Annotated in this window: 19 protein-coding genes; 9 read left to right on the top strand and 10 right to left on the bottom strand. The window is 72.2% G+C overall.

Going from position 1 to position 18,481, the window contains the following annotated elements:
* Positions 1-257 precede the first annotated feature (257 nt).
* The 6 genes from AQJ11_RS11210 to AQJ11_RS11235 all read right to left on the bottom strand — a co-directional run bounded on the left by AQJ11_RS11210 (position 258) and on the right by AQJ11_RS11235 (position 6,133).
* Positions 258-1,100 carry a hypothetical protein gene (locus tag AQJ11_RS11210; RefSeq protein ID WP_059262934.1) on the bottom strand — a complete coding sequence of 281 codons (843 nt, stop codon included), beginning with the start codon at positions 1,098-1,100 and terminating at the stop codon, positions 258-260.
* Between the two features lie 532 nt (positions 1,101-1,632).
* Positions 1,633-2,253 (bottom strand): RNA polymerase sigma factor, encoded by a 621-nt coding sequence (locus AQJ11_RS11215; RefSeq protein ID WP_058081658.1) that lies wholly within the window; start codon positions 2,251-2,253, stop codon positions 1,633-1,635.
* A 137-nt stretch (positions 2,254-2,390) separates the two neighbouring features.
* On the bottom strand, positions 2,391-2,804 hold the full coding sequence (locus AQJ11_RS11220; RefSeq protein ID WP_107112893.1) for a hypothetical protein: 414 nt from the start codon (positions 2,802-2,804) through the stop codon (positions 2,391-2,393).
* A gap of 143 nt (positions 2,805-2,947) precedes the next feature.
* Positions 2,948-3,517, bottom strand: coding sequence for a hypothetical protein (locus tag AQJ11_RS11225; protein ID WP_059262935.1), 570 nt, complete (start codon positions 3,515-3,517; stop codon positions 2,948-2,950).
* A gap of 117 nt (positions 3,518-3,634) precedes the next feature.
* Complete coding sequence (locus AQJ11_RS11230; protein ID WP_059262936.1) at positions 3,635-4,369, bottom strand: DUF4328 domain-containing protein; 735 nt, start codon at positions 4,367-4,369, stop codon at positions 3,635-3,637.
* Between the two features lie 147 nt (positions 4,370-4,516).
* Positions 4,517-6,133, bottom strand: a complete 1,617-nt coding sequence (locus AQJ11_RS11235) for a beta-N-acetylhexosaminidase (RefSeq protein ID WP_059263091.1) — start codon at positions 6,131-6,133, stop codon at positions 4,517-4,519.
* Positions 6,134-6,329: 196 nt separating this feature from the next.
* Here AQJ11_RS11235 and AQJ11_RS11240 point away from each other — a divergent pair, with 196 nt between their 5' ends.
* The 8 genes from AQJ11_RS11240 (at position 6,330) to AQJ11_RS11275 (ending at position 12,882) form a co-directional block, all read left to right on the top strand.
* Positions 6,330-6,905 (top strand): 2-oxo-4-hydroxy-4-carboxy-5-ureidoimidazoline decarboxylase, encoded by a 576-nt coding sequence (locus AQJ11_RS11240; protein ID WP_059262937.1) that lies wholly within the window; start codon positions 6,330-6,332, stop codon positions 6,903-6,905.
* A gap of 191 nt (positions 6,906-7,096) precedes the next feature.
* A complete protein-coding gene (gene sdhC / locus AQJ11_RS11245; protein ID WP_043195476.1) occupies positions 7,097-7,477 on the top strand; it encodes a succinate dehydrogenase, cytochrome b556 subunit in 381 nt (126 codons plus the stop codon).
* Positions 7,478-7,482: 5 nt separating this feature from the next.
* Positions 7,483-7,965, top strand: coding sequence for a succinate dehydrogenase hydrophobic membrane anchor subunit (locus tag AQJ11_RS11250; protein ID WP_014674540.1), 483 nt, complete (start codon positions 7,483-7,485; stop codon positions 7,963-7,965).
* 19 nt (positions 7,966-7,984) lie between these two features.
* On the top strand, positions 7,985-9,739 hold the full coding sequence (gene sdhA / locus AQJ11_RS11255) for a succinate dehydrogenase flavoprotein subunit (RefSeq protein WP_014674539.1): 1,755 nt from the start codon (positions 7,985-7,987) through the stop codon (positions 9,737-9,739).
* Positions 9,739-10,518 (top strand): succinate dehydrogenase iron-sulfur subunit, encoded by a 780-nt coding sequence (locus AQJ11_RS11260; protein ID WP_014674538.1) that lies wholly within the window; start codon positions 9,739-9,741, stop codon positions 10,516-10,518. The genes sdhA and AQJ11_RS11260 overlap by 1 nt, the downstream gene beginning before the upstream one ends.
* A 424-nt stretch (positions 10,519-10,942) precedes the next feature.
* Positions 10,943-11,353 (top strand): VOC family protein, encoded by a 411-nt coding sequence (locus AQJ11_RS11265; protein ID WP_058081654.1) that lies wholly within the window; start codon positions 10,943-10,945, stop codon positions 11,351-11,353.
* A 74-nt stretch (positions 11,354-11,427) separates the two neighbouring features.
* Complete coding sequence (locus AQJ11_RS11270) at positions 11,428-12,174, top strand: TetR family transcriptional regulator (RefSeq protein WP_059262938.1); 747 nt, start codon at positions 11,428-11,430, stop codon at positions 12,172-12,174.
* A gap of 90 nt (positions 12,175-12,264) precedes the next feature.
* Positions 12,265-12,882 carry a Uma2 family endonuclease gene (locus AQJ11_RS11275; protein WP_014674535.1) on the top strand — a complete coding sequence of 206 codons (618 nt, stop codon included), beginning with the start codon at positions 12,265-12,267 and terminating at the stop codon, positions 12,880-12,882.
* Here AQJ11_RS11275 and AQJ11_RS11280 read toward each other — a convergent pair whose 3' ends face one another.
* The 3 genes from AQJ11_RS11280 to AQJ11_RS11290 form a co-directional block, all read right to left on the bottom strand.
* Complete coding sequence (locus AQJ11_RS11280; protein ID WP_079082276.1) at positions 12,883-14,427, bottom strand: ABC transporter substrate-binding protein; 1,545 nt, start codon at positions 14,425-14,427, stop codon at positions 12,883-12,885. It lies immediately after the preceding gene.
* Positions 14,428-14,655: 228 nt separating this feature from the next.
* Entirely contained in the window at positions 14,656-15,972 is a 1,317-nt protein-coding gene (locus AQJ11_RS11285) for a metallophosphoesterase (protein WP_059262939.1), read from the bottom strand.
* A 16-nt stretch (positions 15,973-15,988) separates the two neighbouring features.
* The gene (locus AQJ11_RS11290; protein WP_014674532.1) at positions 15,989-16,228 is read right to left on the bottom strand and encodes an SCO4848 family membrane protein; all 240 of its coding nucleotides are present in this window, start codon (positions 16,226-16,228) and stop codon (positions 15,989-15,991) included.
* A 91-nt stretch (positions 16,229-16,319) separates the two neighbouring features.
* On the opposite strand from AQJ11_RS11290, the gene AQJ11_RS11295 reads away from it, so the two are divergent.
* On the top strand, positions 16,320-17,567 hold the full coding sequence (locus AQJ11_RS11295) for a D-alanyl-D-alanine carboxypeptidase family protein (RefSeq protein ID WP_014674531.1): 1,248 nt from the start codon (positions 16,320-16,322) through the stop codon (positions 17,565-17,567).
* Here the strand turns inward: AQJ11_RS11295 and AQJ11_RS11300 are convergent.
* Positions 17,515-18,429: a YihY/virulence factor BrkB family protein gene (locus AQJ11_RS11300; RefSeq protein ID WP_059263092.1), complete on the bottom strand. Its 915-nt coding sequence runs from the start codon at positions 18,427-18,429 to the stop codon at positions 17,515-17,517. The two genes, AQJ11_RS11295 and AQJ11_RS11300, sit on opposite strands and share 53 nt — an antisense overlap.
* Positions 18,430-18,481: the final 52 nt, after the last annotated feature.

Raw genomic sequence — 18,481 nt, forward strand, 5'->3', positions numbered from 1 at the left:
TCCGGATGTGCGCAGCGTGAGATCGGCTCGGGGTCGCGATGTGGCCGCGCTGTGGCGAGGTGTGACAGAAACCGCACCCACGGCGCTGAAGGGAGTACGGGCCGCGCGCGGCCCGTCCGCGCGACGGCCGGGGCCTCTCCTGTGGGGGGTGGCGGCCCCGGCCGTTGCCTCGGTTCCGGCGCCGCGGCCCCGGCGGCTCGGCCGCCCCACGCCACGTCGGCCACTCCGTGCCGTGCGGTCCGGCTCTCCTGAACCGGTCACCGACGCGATGTCCCGGGCTTGCCGCCGGACGAGTCACCGCCGGCCGCCTTGCCGCCGGCCGAGTTCCCTTCGGTCGAGTTGCCCGCGCCCGCGCTCCCCTGGCCGCCGCCGCCCTTGTCCTCCCCGTTCCCGGTGTTCCCGGAGTTGCCAGAGTTGCCCGGGTTACCGGAGTTGGGGGACGTGCTCGCGTTGCCCTCGTTCCCGCCCCGCTTCCGCTCCATCCGGGCGGCGCAGTAGGCGGCGACCTTCTCCGGTCCTCCCGCCGCCGTGACGAGCCGCTGCCAGGCCGTCGCCTCCAGGGCACCGCCGCGGTCCCCGGCCCGGGTGTAGGCACGGCAGTGGGCGAGGGTGTCCCGGGCGGTGGGCGGCCGGCCGGGGCGGTCCGCGGGTGCGGTGGCCGAGGGCCCGGCCGCCGTGGCGGCGGCCGAGACGGGCGGAGTGCTCGCCGCCGGCCGCGTGGACCGTGGTGATCGGCTCCGGTCGTCGGCGTGCGTGCCGGACCCGGCGGAGCCGATGGCCGCGACGGCGACTCCGCCCAGTGTGAGGCTCGCCAGCACGACCGAGAGGGTGGTCCGCAGCGAGCGGCGGGCGGGTGCCGGCCGTCCGGGCCGCCAGTCGTCCCGGGCGCGGGTCCGCGCGTCGTGCGCTCCCGCGTCGCGCGCGGCCCGGAAGGCGGCGACGGCGCTGCGCTCGGCCTCGGCGTCGACGCGGTCGGCGCGCAGCGCGGCGGCGAGCCGTGCCTCCAGCCCGGAGGCGCCGGCCGGGTCCGGCGTGGCGACGGGACCGCCGGGGTGCGCACGCCGACGACCGGTCAGCCCGCCGCTGTGCCGTTCACCCATGCCCGTTCCCACCCTCACCCGGTCCACCCGGAACTCCGTACGCCGATCCACCCGCACCCAGGGACCTGAACCCCGGGCGCCCACACCTGCCGACCACCACAGCCACGCGCCCGTGCCTGCCGACCATCACAACCCCGCGCCCGTGCCTGCCGGCCGCGACAGCCCCGCGCCCGGGCCGACGGACCACCCGAGCCGTACGCCCCACGACCACCGGTCACGACGGCCCCGGCCCGGAGCCACCAGCCGCCCCGGGCCCGCGAGCCCCCGCCCCCAAGGCCCCACAGGCGCCGGAAGCCCAGCCCCCGGACGCCCCGGAGCCGAGCCGCGAACGCGCCCGGGGGAGCGAAGGCCATACGACCCGCCCCGGACCTCGCACCCCGCCGAAGCCCGACCCGGACCTCCGGGGCCAAGGCCCCGACGACCCTGCGGCCGCGACCCCGACGCCCACGTCCCCCGCCCCGGCGCCGCTGCCGGGGGCGGGGGCGGAGCCGACGCCCGCCCCCATGGATACGGCCCACACCCGCCGGCGCGTTCACCCCGGCTCGTCCCGCGGCGGCGGCGTATCCGTGTCCCTCGCACCGTCCATGCCCAGTTGGCGGGCCAGGCGCCGCAGGCCCCGGTACGCGGCCGTGCGGACGGCACCGGGGCGTTTGCCGAGGACCCGGGCCGCGGCCGGGCCGTCGAGGCCGACGACCACCCGCAGCAGCACCGCCTCGGCCTGGTCCCGGGGCAGCGCGCGGACCAGTTCCAGCGCGCGTTCGGTGGAGAGCGACTCCAGGGCCTGGTCGTGGGTGCTGTGCCGGCCGGGCAGCTCCAGGGCGTCCTGCTCCAGCCGCGCCGCCCGGGGCCGTACCCGCTGCCGGCGCAGATGGTCCAGCGCGCGGTGCCGGGCGATGGTCGCGGTCCAGCCGCGGAAGCCCGCGCCGTCGCCCCGGAACCGGCCGAGGTCGCGCGCGATCTCCAGCCAGGCCTCGGAGGCGACGTCCTCCGCGTCCTCGCCGACCAGTCCCCGCAGGTAGCCCAGCAGGCCGGGCTGCACGATCCGGTAGGCCGCCGCGAACGCGGTCTCGTCGCCGTCCTGGGCCCGCGCGACGGCCGCGCCCAGCTCCCCGTCCCGCGGCTGCGGGCGGCGGGGTTCCCCTCCCTGGCCCAAGACCGTCCTCGTTCGTGCCGAGTTCCTGGCCACTGCGTGGCGCTTGCCTCACGGTGCGACACGCTCCGGCCGTGTCCCCGCCCTTCACGATCATCAGCGTCGGCCCCGACGGAAGTGTCACAGCCGGGCCGGACCGGTCAGCCGGGGGCGGTCGCGTCCCGGCACAGCAGCCGCAGCGAGCCGTGGCCGCCGTAGCAGCGGCGGGCCTCGTCGATGGGGTCCCACATCCGGCCGTCGGGGGTGCGCAGCCAGTGCTCGCCGCCGGTCGCCCACCACTCGGCGCCGGTCTGCCGGACGATCACCTCGCCGGCGTAGGCGCCGAAGCCGCGCAGCGCGCCCTCGACGGCCTCGTACGGCGGCCCCTCGCGCCGTATCTCCTCGATCATCCGGTCCACCCGCCACAGGCTCTGGGCCGAGTAGTCGAGCCGCACCCGCGCGCCCTCGCGCAGGGTCGCCACCGCGTCCGCCGCCCACCGCACGGGCTTGGCCGCGGCATTCGGCCTGGTCTCCTGCCGTGCTGCCTGGGACGGGGCGGCCGCCTGAGCTGTCACATGAGTCGTCACTTGGGCTGTCACATAGGGAAGAGCGAGCCGGGGCGGAGTTCCGTCACTGTCGTTCGAAACGTTTCTCCCGACGTTCGGCCAACCGTCGCAGGACCGTCCCACGTCCGCCGCACGAAGATCACAGGCTCCCCTCACGCCCCCGGACCGGCGACGCTGCGCGCCCGGCGCGAGACCACCGCGCGCAGCACCCGTCGGCCCTCCATCGACACCTCCAGCGCCCGGCGCAGCCCCTGCGCGCCGTGCCCCGCGAGGAGTTCCAGCACGGCGGCCTGGCGGCGCAGTTCGGCGGCGACGAGCGGCGGCAGATCCGCCGGGTCGCCCGCGCGCCCGGCATCGAGGCCGTCCGGGGCCGGACCGCCGTCCGCGGCGGGGTCGAGCAGCCCGTGCACGCGCAGCGAGGCGGCCGAGCAGGCGTCGGCCCAGGGCCGTACCGCGTCGGCGGTGCGTTCGGCCGGGGCGGACTCCAGCATGCGCCGGGTGAGCCGCGCGGCCTCGTCGTCGGCGGGGTCCGCGGGCCCGAGCGCGGCGCGGGCCAGGGCCAGACCGGCGGACCAGTCGGAGCCGTCGGCGAGGCGGGCCCACAGCGGGCGCAGCAGCTCGTCGTCGCCTCCGAGCAGCGGCAGACACCGATCCAAACAAGCCAATCCGCTGGCGGCCAGTCCGCGTTCGTCGGCCTGTGCGATCAGTTCCACCAGGCTCATGAATGCCTCCCTCGCCAGGGCGCCGACCGGTACGGAGCCCGCACTCCCCCTTACTGCGCGCGACGGCACGGGAGTGTCACAGCAGAGGGATTTCAGCCAAGGGTGACAGTGGCGGGGTCAGCCGAGGACGGGGGCCGGCAGCTCACCCGAGAACACCTTGCGCTCCTGCATACCGGTCAGCCGGACGACCACCACGATGGCGAGGACGGCCGCCGCGATGTCGATTGCGTCGGAGAACAGCATCACCCGGGCGGCCTCGCGCAGTTCGGCCGCCGTCTCGGCGTTCCGGGACGTGGTGTACGCGTACCGGCCCGCGAGGAGGCTGACGAGCCACAGCGTCCACCAGGCGTTGACCGCTGTGTGCCCGGACCGCGCGCCCCAGGGGGCGCTGGCGTCCCAGCTGTCGGCGACGATCCGGCGCGGGAACCAGAGGTTCACCACCGGGCAGAACCAGCCGCCGATCGTCCAGCCGCGCCTCATCCGGTGCCGGGAGGCGTCGAACACCTCGGCGTTCACCCGGACCCGCCACAGCCAGCACAGGTAGACGACCGTCGTGGCGACCAGCGCGACCATCTGCGAGACGCCGGCCACCGCGTAGAGCGCGTCCGCGCGGTCGGCCCGGTCGACGACGCCGGTCCCGCCGGCGCCGTCGGCGATGTCGCCGGTTACGTCGAGTTCCAGCAGGTCCGCGAGGCAGGCGAACAGATCGGTGGCGATGACGAGCCCGAGCAGTACGGCGGTGGCCCGGCCGAGCGCGGCCGGCGAGCGCAGCCAGGCGCCGGGCGGGGCGGGGTACGGCGGCCCGGGGGGCGGCGGCGTCGGATACGGCGGCGTGGGCATGGGCGAGGTCATGACGGAGTTCCCCCGGGACGAAGAGAGCCGGGCCGGCGCGTCGGCTCTCCCCGAGGCGAGGCGCGGCCACTGGTGCGGACGCGCGCGTCACGGGGACGCGCGCGGACACCGGAACATACGGTCGGACGCCGCCGCGCGTCCACCCGGTTACCGGTCCAGCCGGTCCGCCAGTCCGCGGAAGTCGGCCCAGGACAGCGCGGGCGTGCCCGGGTCCCACAGCTTCTGCGCGGTGGCCCGCAGCGGCATCCGGATGCCGGCGGCGACCTGTGCCTGCGTCTGCGCGTTCGGGAAGTCGGACCAGACCGCGAAGGAGCCGCCGAGGATCTGCCCGTCGTAGCGCTCCGGCACGGCGGTCGTGCCGCGCAGCACGCGCGGGTTCCACTGCTCGTAGATCCGCTGTCCGGTCGGGTAGACGAAGGTCTGCGGCTGTCCGAGCACGTAGTAGAGGAACTCGTCGTTGTAGTTGAGCACCTTCCGCCCCGCGCTCAGGTACTCCGCGGGCTGCCGGGCGCCGATCTCCTTGCCGGTCCAGTAGGCGACCTGGATGTCCGGGTCGGGCCGCACGGAGGTGCCGCGGTAGAAGCCGTCGTTCCAGGCGCGGACGGTCCGGTCGTGGGCGCGGACGGTGGCGGCGCGGTCGCCCAGCCAGCCGGTGGCGAGGTCGGCGACGGTCGCGCCGGCGCCGAAGGCCCGCCGGGCGGCGGCGGCCAGTTGCGGGTACGAGGCCTGCGGGTCCCTGACGGTCAGCGCCTGGTACTCGTCCCCGCCCAGGTGCCACTGGCCGCCGGTGAACAGCCCGGCGTACTCGTCGAGCAGGTCGTCGACGATCCTCGCGGAGGCGTCCTCGGAGATGTCGACGGCACCCCGCGTCGGCACGCCACCGGCGTTGCGCAGCTGGAGGTCAGGATGGGCGGCGATGACGGCGCCCAGGTGTCCCGGCGAGTCGATCTCGGGGACGACGGTGATGTGCCGGCTGTCCGCCAGCGCGACGATCCTCCTGACCTGGGCCTTGGTCAGGTGGTCCTTGGAGACGATCTCGGGGTGGCTGTCGGACTCGATCCGGAAGGCCTGGTCGTCGGAGAAGTGCAGGCCCAGCTCGTTGAACTTCAGGTCCCCCAGCTCGCGTATCCGGTCCTCGATCCAGGTCTCGTCGTACGGCTTGCGCGCGATGTCCAGCATGAACCCGCGCACCGGCTTGGCGGGCTCGTCCCGTACGACGCCCTCGGGTGCCGTACCGCCGCCGTGGACCTCCTGCTTCAGGGTGCGGGTGCCGTAGAAGACGCCGGCCTCGCCGGGTCCGCTGATGTCGACCCGCCCGCCGCGGACGGTCATGGTGTACGACTCCTCGCTCCCGTCCCCGCCGCCGAGCGCCAGCCGTACGTCGCCCGCCCGCACGTCGTCCTTCTCCCCCGCGTAGCGCAGTCCCAGCTCCCCGGCGACGAGCCGCCCCTCGTCGGCCAGCTCCGGGTCGCTCACCACCACCCGCCCGCCCGGCCGCGGTGTCCAGCCGGGGCCGCGCGCCGGGGTGTGCGAGCGCACCGCGGGTATCGTGCGCGGCGCCCGCGACAGCGGATAGGAGCGGCTCGGGCTGGGACTCGCCGACGGTGTGCCCGGATCGCCGGCCGCCCGGCCGGCCGACGACTGCCGCGCGCTTCCGTCCGGCTGTCCGGGGCCCCCGTCCGAGGCGGCCCACACGCCGACGCCCGCGCCGAGCGCGACGGTCCCGACGAACGCGGCGGCCACCACCGCCCGCTTCCGTATCACCTGCCGCGCCGGGCCCCGGCGCCTGTGCCTGTGCTGGATCACCCTGCCAACGTACGACCGATCGCCCGCTCAGCTGTCATCCAGGTGTTCCGAAACTCTCCCGTCCGGGTGAATTTCAGGCATCCCTCGGACACAGCGTGACCACTCTCGATAACCTGACGTCACACTTTTCACAGCATCCCCTGCCACACCGCATGTGACGCGAGGACCCACGCTGCCCGCCCACCGCCTGCCGTATCTCCCCACCCCTCTCGACGCCTTCAACACCGCGTCCGCGGACGAGGCGCGCGCCCTTCTCCTGCACTGCCTGCGCAGCCCCCGCTGGTCGCACCGGATCGCCGACCACCGCCCCTACCCCGACCTGGGCGCCCTGCTGGCCGCGGCGGACGAGGCGGCGTACGACCTCTCCCCGGGCGATCTGGCCGAGGCCCTGGCCGGCGAGCCCCTCCCCGAGCTTCCCGAGGGCACCTACTCGGCGGCCCACATGGCCCTGGGCGCCGCGCACGCCGCGTACGAGGCCCGATTCGGACACGCGTTCGTCATCAATCCGGGCGATGCCGCCCCGGGCGAGGTCATCGACCACATCCTCGAAGCGATCCGGTCACGATTGGCAAACGATCCCGAGGAGGAACGGGTGGTGGCGGCGGACGAGCTCCGGCGCCTCGCCCGGGGACGGCTGCTGGCCCTGCTCAGTGGCGTGGGGCTGTGTTCGATTTGTGGCAGCCGCCACATGGGCGCGACCAGCCCAAACGCCCCCGCACCCGGCAAATGACAGTCGAACCCGCCCCGCCGAGCGCGCCCGCTAGCCCAACCGCGTGCCACTTTGATCACACCGGTAGGCCCCCCGTAAGCACCACGGCGGCACGTGGATACCATGCAGAGGGCCGGTGGACCGTACCCGGCCGGGCCCGACCGACAGTGAAGCCGGCGCGGCCCTAGTCCCCGCTCCCGGAGGGTTCTTCCGTGCCGGCTGGAACGCTGTACCGCGGCCGGGAAGGAATGTGGTCCTGGGTGGCTCACCGAGTCACCGGCGTCCTCATCTTCTTCTTCCTGTTCGTTCACGTGCTGGACACCGCTCTCGTGCGTGTCTCCCCCGAGGACTACGACAAGGTCGTAGCCACGTACAAGACGCCGATCGTCGCGCTGCTGGAGTACGGCCTCGTCGCCGCCATCCTCTTCCACGCGCTCAACGGCCTGCGCGTCATCGCCGTCGACTTCTGGTCGAAGGGCCCGCGCTACCAGAAGCAGATGTTCTGGACCGTGATGGGTGTCTGGATCGTGCTGATGCTCGGGGCGATCTACCCGGTCCTCGGCCACGCCTACCGTGTCCTGTTTGGGAGCTGACGCCGATGTCCACGACTGAAACCGCGGCCTCCGGAGTCGGCCCCGTCGAGGGCGCTCCCGTCTACACCGTCGACAACCCGGCCCCGCTGATCGAGGCGCCGCGCAAGCGCACCAAGAAGTCCCCGAAGTCGACCCGGGGCAACTTCGAGCTCGCCGCCTGGCTGTTCATGCGCCTGTCCGGCATCGTGCTGGTCGTCCTCGTCATCGGCCACCTGCTGATCCAGCTCGTGCTGGACGGCGGCGTCTCCAAGATCGGCTTCGCCTTCGTGGCCGGCCGCTGGGCGTCCCCGTTCTGGCAGGTCTGGGACCTGCTGATGCTGTGGCTGGCGATGCTGCACGGCGCCAACGGCCTGCGCACGATCATCAACGACTACGCGGAGCGCCCGACCAGCCGGCTGTGGCTGAAGGGCCTGCTCTACACCGCCACGGTGTTCACCATCCTGCTGGGCACGCTGGTGATCTTCACCTTCGACCCGAACATCCGCTAGGCACGGGGCTGCGAGAATCATGAAGATCCACAAGTACGACACCGTCATCGTCGGCGCCGGCGGCGCGGGCATGCGCGCCGCCATCGAGGCGACGAAGCGCAGCCGCACCGCGGTCCTGACCAAGCTCTACCCCACCCGCTCCCACACGGGCGCCGCGCAGGGCGGCATGGCCGCCGCGCTGGCCAACGTGGAGGAGGACAACTGGGAGTGGCACACCTTCGACACGGTCAAGGGCGGTGACTACCTGGTCGACCAGGACGCCGCCGAGATCCTGGCGAAGGAGGCCATCGACGCCGTCCTCGACCTGGAGAAGATGGGCCTGCCGTTCAACCGGACGCCGAACGGCACCATCGACCAGCGCCGCTTCGGCGGTCACAGCCGCAACCACGGCGAGGCCCCGGTCCGCCGGTCCTGCTACGCCGCGGACCGCACCGGCCACATGATCCTCCAGACGCTGTACCAGAACTGCGTCAAGGAGGGCGTGGAGTTCTTCAACGAGTTCTACGTCCTGGACCAGCTGATCACCGAGGTCGACGGCGTCAAGAGGTCGGCCGGTGTGGTGGCGTACGAGCTCGCCACCGGCGAGATCCACGTCTTCCAGGCGAAGGCCGTCATCTACGCCTCCGGCGGCACCGGCAAGTTCTTCAAGGTGACGTCGAACGCCCACACCCTGACCGGTGACGGTCAGGCGGCGGTCTACCGGCGCGGCCTGCCGCTGGAGGACATGGAGTTCTTCCAGTTCCACCCGACCGGCATCTGGCGCATGGGCATCCTGCTCACCGAGGGCGCCCGCGGCGAGGGCGGCATCCTGCGCAACAAGGACGGCGAGCGCTTCATGGAGAAGTACGCTCCCGTCATGAAGGACCTGGCGTCCCGTGACGTCGTGTCCCGCTCCATCTACACGGAGATCCGTGAGGGCCGCGGCTGCGGTCCCGAGGGCGACCACGTCTACCTGGACCTGACCCACCTGCCGCCGGAGCAGCTGGACGCCAAGCTCCCGGACATCACCGAGTTCGCGCGGACCTACCTCGGCATCGAGCCGTACACGGACCCGATCCCGATCCAGCCGACCGCGCACTACGCGATGGGCGGCATCCCGACGAACGTCGAGGGTGAGGTCCTGGCGGACAACACCACCGTCGTCCCGGGTCTGTACGCGGCCGGCGAGGTCGCCTGCGTGTCCGTGCACGGCGCCAACCGCCTCGGCACCAACTCGCTGCTGGACATCAACGTCTTCGGCCGCCGCGCGGGCATCGCCGCCGCCGAGTACTCGGCGAAGGCCGACTACGTCGAGCTGCCGGAGGCCCCGGAGTCCTTCGTCGTCGAGCAGATCGAGCGGCTGCGCACCTCCACCGGCAACGAGCGGGTGGCGACGCTGCGCCGCGAGCTCCAGGAGACCATGGACGCCAACGTCATGGTGTTCCGCACCGAGCAGACGATCAAGACGGCCGTCGAGAAGATCGCCGAGCTCAAGGAGCGCTACAAGAACGTGGCGATCCAGGACAAGGGCCGGCGTTTCAACACGGACCTGCTGGAGGCGATCGAGCTGGGCAACCTGCTCGACCTGGCCGAGGTCATGGCGGTGTCGGCCCTCGCCCGCAAGGAGTCCCGCGGTGGTCACTACCGCGAGGACTACCCGAACCGCGACGACGTCAACTTCATGCGCCACACCATGGCGTACCGCGAGGTCGGCGCCGACGGCTCGGAAACCGTCCGTCTCGACTACAAGCCGGTCGTCCAGACCCGCTACCAGCCGATGGAGCGTAAGTACTGATGGCTACCCCTGTTCTGGACAAGGCGGACGCGGCCGGCCAGCCCGAGCCCGGCTTCGCCGACTCCCCCTACATCACGGTCACCTTCCGCATCCGCCGGTTCAACCCGGAGGTCGCGGCGGAGGCCACCTGGGAAGACTTCCAGCTGGAGATCGACCCCAAGGAGCGGGTCCTCGACGGCCTCCACAAGATCAAGTGGGACGTCGACGGCACCCTCACCTTCCGCCGCTCGTGCGCGCACGGCATCTGCGGCTCGGACGCGATGCGGATCAACGGCAAGAACCGCCTTGCCTGCAAGACGCTGATCAAGGACATCAACCCCGAGAAGCCGATCACGATCGAGCCCATCAAGGGCCTGACGGTCCTGAAGGACCTGGTCGTGGACATGGAGCCGTTCTTCCAGGCGTACCGGGACGTCATGCCGTTCCTGGTCACCAAGGACACGAACGAGCCGACCCGGGAGCGGTTGCAGTCCGCCGAGGACCGCGAGCGGTTCGACGACACCACCAAGTGCATCCTGTGCGCCGCGTGCACGTCGTCCTGCCCGGTGTTCTGGAACGACGGCCAGTACTTCGGTCCGGCCGCGATCGTGAACGCCCACCGCTTCATCTTCGACTCGCGTGACGAGGCCGGCGAGCAGCGGCTGGAGATCCTCAACGACCGTGACGGCGTGTGGCGTTGCCGCACGACCTTCAACTGCACGGACGCCTGCCCGCGCGGCATCGAGGTCACGAAGGCGATCCAGGAAGTGAAGCGCGCGCTGATCACGCGCCGCTACTGACCCTCGGACGCGCCTGACGCACTCGGGCCCCGCTTTCCGGTCTCGCACCGGAAAGCGGGGCCCTTGTCGTCGCGGCGCGGGTGCCGGCCAGTCCGGAGGCGCCGACACCTACTGGACCGGCGAAGGCCGGCACAACGCGTCCATCCCGTACCTGCGGCGCACGCCCGAGGCCAACGGCGACGGCCTTCCCGATCCGTGGGCCGTCCGCTCCGACGGCCCGGTGCGCTTCCACGCCGGCGACCGCACCAGCCTCCCCGGCTCGGGAACGGAGGTCATCGCTCCCACCACCTGGTGGAAGACACCTCTCGCCGTCGGATGAGTCCTCTTCCGGGCAGCGTCCGCGGCCGGGCACCGGGACGGCGACGCGCAGTCCGCTCCGGTGGGGCTCCTCGCTTCCCGGCGGCAAGGCTCCTAATGTGACGACATGTCAGACGAAGAGTCGTACGAACTGCTCGGTTTCGACAACGTGCTGCTCCCCGTCGGCGACCTCGGCGAGGCGGTCGCATTCTACGAGCGGGCCGGGTTCGCCGTGGGCTTCCGGTTCGACGAGGGCGGGATCGCACAGCTGAAGGTCGGCGGGGAGACGCCCGGCATCCTGCTGCGCACGGAGGAGGAGCTGCGGCGGCGGACCCCGCCCTGGCCCTCGCCCCGCGTCTGGCTGGAGGTGCCGGACGCGCGGGCGGCGGCGCGGAAGCTGGCCGCCGCCGGAATCGAAACCCTGGACGAGGTCTTCCCGGTGGCCACCGGCTGGACGGTGGAGATCGCCGACCCCTGGGGCAACGTCCTCGGTTTCACCGACTACACCAAACGCCCGGCACTGGGCCGCAGACCTTGAGACGGTCCTGCCGGTGCCGGGCGCGGACGCCGTCCTGCTCCGGGGCGGCGCCCGTCACTCGTTAGGCTCCTCCCGTGCCCGCGAAGAACGACGGCCCCGAGGCGGCCGGTCCCCAGAGCAGCAAGTCCGAGCAGACCCGTGCGCTGATCCTGGAGACCGCGATGCGGTTGTTCCAGGAGCACGGGTACGACAAGACGACGATGCGGGCCATCGCCAAGGAGGCCGGGGTCTCCGTCGGCAACGCCTACTACTACTTCGAGGGCAAGGAACACCTCATCCAGGGCTTCTACGACCGGATCGCCGCCGAGCACCAGGCGGCGGTCCGGGAGATCCTGGACCGGGAGACCGACCTGGAGGCGCGGCTCGCGGGCGTGCTGACCGCGTGGCTGGACATCGCCCGGCCGTACCACGAGTTCGCGGTGCAGTTCTTCAAGAACGCCGCCGACCCCGACAGCCCGCTCAGCCCCTTCTCGCCCGAGAGCGAGCACGCGCGCGAGCAGGCCATCAGCGTGCACCGGGAGGTGCTGGCCGGTTCCCAGTCCAAGGTGGCCCCCGAGCTGCGGGACGTGCTCCCGGAGCTGATGTGGCTGGCCCAGATGGGTCTGGTCCTGTACTGGATCTTCGACCGCACGGAGGGGCGGGAGCGCAGCTACCGGCTGGCGCGGCGGGGGGCCAGTCTGACCGCCCGCGGTGTCTCCCTCGCCCGGTTCCGGGTGCTGCGGCCCCTGGTCCTGGAGATCCACGAGCTGTTCACGGACTTCCTGCCGGGGATGACGAAGGTCCTGCCGGACCCGGGGCGGGGGAGCCGGGAGGGCGAGTGATCACTTTCGGGTGAAGGCGCGGGAACACGACGTCCAGGGCCCTGGCTGCCTACGATGATGTTCTCGACACCAGCCCCTAGGAGGCACGCGATGTCCGCTGCATCCGTCGAGCAGCCCTTCGACGCCGACGAGCCGTTCTCCCTCACGGCCATCGCCGACGAGATCATGGAGCGCCATCCGGGCTACCGCGTCGAGATCATCGGAGGCCATCTCCTCGTGACCCCTTCACCGGATGCCCCCCACGCCCGCGCGCTGACCAAGCTCATGCGCCCCTTCATCGCCGCGGGCCTGGACGACGGCGAGACCGAGGTGCTCCAGAGCGTCGCGATCAAGCTCCCCACCGGGGCCGAGGACTACTGCATCCCCGACCTGGTCGTCGTGGACGCCGACATCGACGACCACTTCATCGAGAACAACGCCTACGACCCGGTCTGCTTCCGCCTGGTCCTGGAGGTCACCTCCGGCAACTGGCGGGACGACCTGAAGACCAAGGTCGGCGCGTACGCCGAGGCCAAGGTGCCCGTCTACCTCGTGGTCGACCGCAAGCACCAGCGCCTCCACGTCCTCACTGAGCCCGCCGGGAGCGAGTACGCGAACCACCGCGTCCACGCCCCCGGCGAGACGGTGACGCTGCCCGACTCGATCGGTGCCGAGGTCGCGCTCGACGTGGAGCAGATCATCAGGGCCGGGCAGAAGAAGGCCGACTGATCAGATCCAGGTCAGGCGCCACAGGCGGAACACGCCGGTGCCGTCCGACAGGTACTGGCCGCCGCCCACGTCCTCGGTGCTGACCACGTACTCCTTGCGCTGCCAGAGCGGGATGAGCGGGACGTCCTCGGCCACGTCCGTCTGGATGTCCTTGAAGTCCTTCGCGGCCCGGGTCCGGTCGGCGTACTGCCGGCTGTCCAGGATGAGGTGGTCGACCAGCTTGTTGCTGTACCCGGTGCTCATGGTGGAGCCGGTGCCGACGAGCGGGCCGCCGAAGGTGTCCGGGTCGGGGTAGTCGGCGACCCAGCCGACCCCCCAGGCGTCCATCTTCCCGGCGGCCCAGCGCTTCTGGAAGTCGGTCCACTCGTAGCCCTTGACGTCCACCTTGAACAGGCCGCCCGCCTCCAGCTGCTTCTTCAGCTCCGCGGACTCCTCCGCGCCCGCGCCCCGGCCGATGCCGTAGCCGAGGGTGAAGCGGACCGGCAGGCTCACCCCGGCCTCGGTGAGCAGCCGGCGCGCCTTGTCGGTGCTCTGGGTCGGGTAGGAGTCGAAGAACGAGGTGGTGTGGCCGGTGATGCCCGTCGGGATCAGCGAGTACAGCGGGTCGACCGTGCCCTCGTACACCGTCGTGGCGAGCTGCTCACGGTTGACCAGCCAGGCCATCGCCCGGCGCACCCGCACGTCGTGCAGCGGGGAGCCGGAGCGGGTGTTGAGGTACAGGTTGCGGGTCTCGGCGCTGTCGGACTCGGTGACCCGCTGCTCGGGATCGCTCGGGTTCAGCCCGGAGAGCACGCCCGGCGGCAGGGTCCGGGTGGCCACGTCGACCTCCCGGCCCTTCCAGGCCCGGTCCAGCTTCGCGGAGTCGGCGTAGTACCGCAGCTCGACCGGGCGGCCGACGCCGCTCAGATAGCCCTTGTAGTGCCCGTTCGGCGCGAGGTCGGCCTTCTGGTCCTTGACGTACGCCGTCAGCGTGTACGGCCCGGTGCCGTCGACGGCGGTGCCCGTGCGCAGGGCGTCGGCGGGGTACTTGTCCTTGTCCACGATCGCGCCGGCGCCGGTGGCGACCTTCAGCGGGAAGGTGGCGTCCGCGGACGACAGGTGGAAGGTGACGGTGTGCGCGTCGTCGGCGGTCACCGAGGCGAGCGTGTCGAACAGGGACGCCGGGCCGACATCGGAGTTGATCTTCTTGACCCGGTCGAAGGAGTACTTGACGTCCTGCGCCGTCATGGCGCGCCCGCTCGGGAAGGTGATCCCGGAGCGGAGGGTGCACCGGTACGTCCTGAGGCCGCTGCCCTGGAACGCGCAGCTCTGCGCCGCGTCCGGGACCGGCTCGACCCCGCCCGGCTCGAACGTCAGCAACGACTGGAACACATTGCTGAACAGCGCCCAGGAACCGGCGTCGTAGGCGCCGGCCGGGTCGAGTGCGGTGACCGCGTCCGTCGTACCGACCGTGATGGTCTTGTTCTGGTCCTCCTGCGACGGCAGCAGCTGCCAGCCGCCGATCCCCACGACCGCCAACACGAGCAGCGTCACGAGAATCCGCATGCGAACAGATCGCATGGTGGTGCCCTCCCCAGGCCCGTCGGGGCCCTACCCCTGGCCAGCATCAATCGGCCACTCCCCTAAGTGGCGCGGCTCACCTAATCACACCGGTTTCACCGCGGGGAAGGGCTTTCTGCCCAGTTGTGGAAGAACTTACCGAGGTGTTGTTTCCGCCGGGTTTCACAGCTCCTCCACAGGCGTGGGAGCGGTCCCGGTCACACGGGTGCCGGCCTACGCGCGGGTGGCGGCCAGTTCGATCACCGTCACGTCCGACGGCGCCCCCACGCGCGTGGGCGGTCCCCAGGCGCCCGCGCCCCTGCTGACGTACAACTGCGTGTCGCCGTAGCGGTCGAGACCGGCGACGGTCGGGTTGGCCGCGGCGGCCAGGAGGCTGCCGGGCCAGAGCTGGCCGCCGTGGGTGTGGCCGGAGAGCTGGAGGTCGACGCCGTGGCGTACGGCCTCGTGGATCTGCACGGGCTGGTGGGCGAGCAGCACGCACGCGCGTGCCGGGTCCCGGTCGTCGAGTGCCCTGGCGAAGTCCGGGCCCTGGCCCTCGCTCTCGCCCTGGACGTCGTTGACTCCGGCCAGGTCGAAGTACGGCAGCTCGGTGCGGGCGTTCTGGAGCGGGTGCAGGCCGAGGTCGCGGACCTCTTCGATCCACTGCTCGGCGCCGGAGAAGTACTCGTGGTTGCCCGTGACGAAGTAGGCGCCGTGGCGGGCGCTGAGCCGGGCGAGGGGGGCGGCGGCCGGGCCGAGGTCCTTGACGCTGCCGTCGACCAGGTCGCCGACGACCGCGATCAGGTCCGGCCGGGTGGCGTTCACCGTGTCGACGACCCGCTGTGCGAAGCCCCGGCCGAGGACGGGGCCGAGGTGGATGTCGCTGACGACGGCTATGCGGAAGCCGTGGGCTGCTCGCGGGAGTTTGGCCAGCGGTACGGTGACGCGTTTGACCCGGGGGCCCTTCAGGACTCCGTAGGTGCCGTGGCCGACTGTCGCCACGGCGGCGGTGGTGGCCGCGCCGGCGAGGAGGCGGGAGACGACGAGGCGCCGGGTGGGTTCCTGGACGCGCGGTGCCGGTGCGGGTGCCTGTGCCGGTGCGGGTGTCCGTGCCGGTGCCGGTGCCGTGGTGACCGCCCCAGGGGGCTCCGCCCCTTGGACCTCCGGACCCGGTTCGCCGAGAGGTGAAGCCGCGGGGTCCGGGCTCGGGTGGTCGAGGGGTGAGGGCGCGATGCGCCGGCTCAGGCGGTTCACGAGCGGGCGTACGGCCTCGGACGCCAGGACCGCCAGCAGCAGGTACAGCGCGAGGGCCATCCACAGGAAGCCCGGCCAGGCCAGGGTGCGCTGGAGCCAGAAGGGGGCGCCCGCGCGTTCGGCGACCAGGGCTCCGGTCATCAGGACCGGGCCGGCGACGAACACCGCGGTGCCGGCGCGGCGGGCCGGGCCCGGACCCCGCGTGCTGTCGCGGACCAGGCGCCGCCACACGTACCAGTGCAGGCCCGCCACGACGGCCAGGACGGCCAGTGCGACGAGCGCGAAGACGATGACCACCCCGACCGGTCCCCCGCTATGAATTCCGGCGCAGTGCGCGCAGACCGCGCAACCCGATGACCCCGATGGCCGTCCCCCATACGAAGGAGACGACCGCCAGCAGCAGGTGCACCCAGAAGTACGCGGTCGGATGACCGTCGTCGAAGGCGAGCCCGCTGCTGTCCTTGACCAGGTTCTTGACGAAAGTGACCCAGATGACCCAGGACCACACCCCGAACACGAGCAGGAACCAGGACACCGGGCGGCTGAGCTTCATGGGTCCAGTATCGCCGTCCCGTGTCCGGTTCCTTGCCGGGGGTGGGAGGGGGCGCGGGACTTCGCGGTCGGCTGCGGGTACGTTCTCGGTCGTGCCCGCACCGAACACGACCGTCAGGCGATCCCTGCTGGTCACCTCCGCCACCCTGCTGTCCCTGTCCGTCACCGCGCCCGCCGCCCTCGCCGCGCCGACCCCCTCGACGAGCCCGACGGCCACGCCCCCGGCCCGGATGTCCACCGTGGGCGGCGCCCGGCTCGGCATGCCCGGCACGCAGGTCAACCTCGCCCCCGGTGTGCCGGTCCTGCCCAAAGACCTCACCGCCCGTTCCTGGATCGTCTCCGACGCCGAGTCGGGCGAGGTCCTCGCCGCGCACAACGCGCACTGGCGGCTGCCCCCGGCCAGCACGCTGAAGATGCTGTTCGCGGACACCGTGCTGCCCCGGTTCCCCCGGAGCGCCGAGCACAAGGTGGCGGCGTCGGACCTCAAGGGTGTCGGTGTCGGCTCCAGCGTGGTCGGGATAAAGGAGGGCGCCACCTACTCCGTCCACGACCTGTGGCTCGGGGTCTTCCTGCGTTCGGGCAACGACGCCGTGCACGTGCTGTCCCAGATGAACGGCGGCGTCGAGCAGACCGTCCAGGACATGCAGGACCACGCCGAGGAACTCCAGGCCCTGGACACGAACGTGGTCTCGCCGGACGGCTACGACGCGCCGGGGCAGGTGTCGTCGGCGTACGACCTGACGCTGTTCGCCCGCTCCGGGTTGCAGAAGAAGGACTTCCGCGACTACTGCTCGACGGTCAGCGCGACGTTCGGCTCCGCCGAGATCCGCAACACCAACCGGCTGCTGAGCGGCGACACCGACGTCCCCGTCTACCAGGGCATCGCGGGCGTGAAGAACGGCAACACCACGCACGCGGGCGCCACCTTCACCGGGGTCGCCGAGCGGAACGGCAAGGTGCTGCTCGTCACGGTGATGAACCCGGAGAAGCACGAGCACAACGAGGTCTACAAGGAGACCGCCAAGCTGTTCGACTGGGGCTTCCAGGCCGTCGGCAAGGTCAACGCGGTGGGCGAACTGGTGCCGCCGAAGAGCGCCTCCTCAACGGCCCCGCAGCCCGGCCCGAGCACGTCCGCCGCGCAGGACCCGGGGCAGGCGGCCGGGACCGGAGGGCCGGGGTCGAAGCCCGTGGCGAGCGCCACCGCCGCGTCCGGCTCCGGCGGGGTCGGGATCGCCCTGGCCGTCGCGGGCGGGCTGCTGGTGCTGCTCGGGGGCGGGGCGTTCCTGGTCAACCGCCGGTGGCCGCTGCCGGACCTGATGCGCCGTCGGGCGCGTCCCTGAGCCCCGCCGCCTCCTCCTTGCTCGGCGTCGCCGTCCAGGAGGCGCAGAACAGGACCAGTTTGGCCGTGAAGTTGATCCACAGCAGCAGTGCCACGGGGACGCCGAACGCGCCGTACATGCTCTTCGCGGCGACCCCCTGGATGTAGCCGCTCAGGAGCAGCTTCAGCAGTTCGAAGCCGATCGCGCCGAGCAGCGCGGCGACCAGCAGGCGGCGGCGCGGCGGCTCGACCCCGGGCAGCAGGGTCAGGACGTAGAGCAGGACGAGGAAGTCGGCGAGCACGGCGACGGCGAACGCGGCGATCTGCAACAGGACGCTGCCCCAGCTGTGTTCGTCCAGGCCGATCTGCCGGGAGACCACGCCGACGGCGGCCGAGGCGAGGGTGGACGCGGCGAGGGTGACCAGCAGGGCGCCGCCGAAGCCCAGCAGGATGACCGCGTCCTTGGCCTTGGTGACGACCGGGTTCTCCTCGCGGTCCGGCAGCTCCCACACCGCGCGCAGGCAGTCCCGCACCTGACCGACCCAGCCGATGCCCGTGAACAGCAGGACCGCGCCCGCGATGACACCGACCGTGCCCGCGTTCTGCACCAGGGAGGTGAGGTCCAACTGGTCGGCGAGGCCCGGGAACTGGTCGGCGATCCGGTGCTCCACGGTCTTCTGGCGGGACGGGCCGAGCGTGGCGGCGGTGATCGCGGCGGCCACGGTCAGCAGCGGGAACAGCGCCACGAAGCTGACGAACGTCATGGCGGCGGCGAGCCGGGTCCACTTCACCCGGTCCAGCCGCTCGTAGCACCGCCACGCGTGGGTGAGCATCAGCCGGGTGACGATCGGCCCGATGCCGGGGAGCCTCTTCAGCCAGTCCATGATCCGACTGTGCCCGCTGCCCATGGACGCCAACACCGCGTTTCTCCGGCAG

Origin of the sequence: Streptomyces corchorusii, assembly GCF_001514055.1 — a bacterium.
Classification (GTDB): Bacteria; Actinomycetota; Actinomycetes; order Streptomycetales; family Streptomycetaceae; genus Streptomyces; species Streptomyces olivaceoviridis.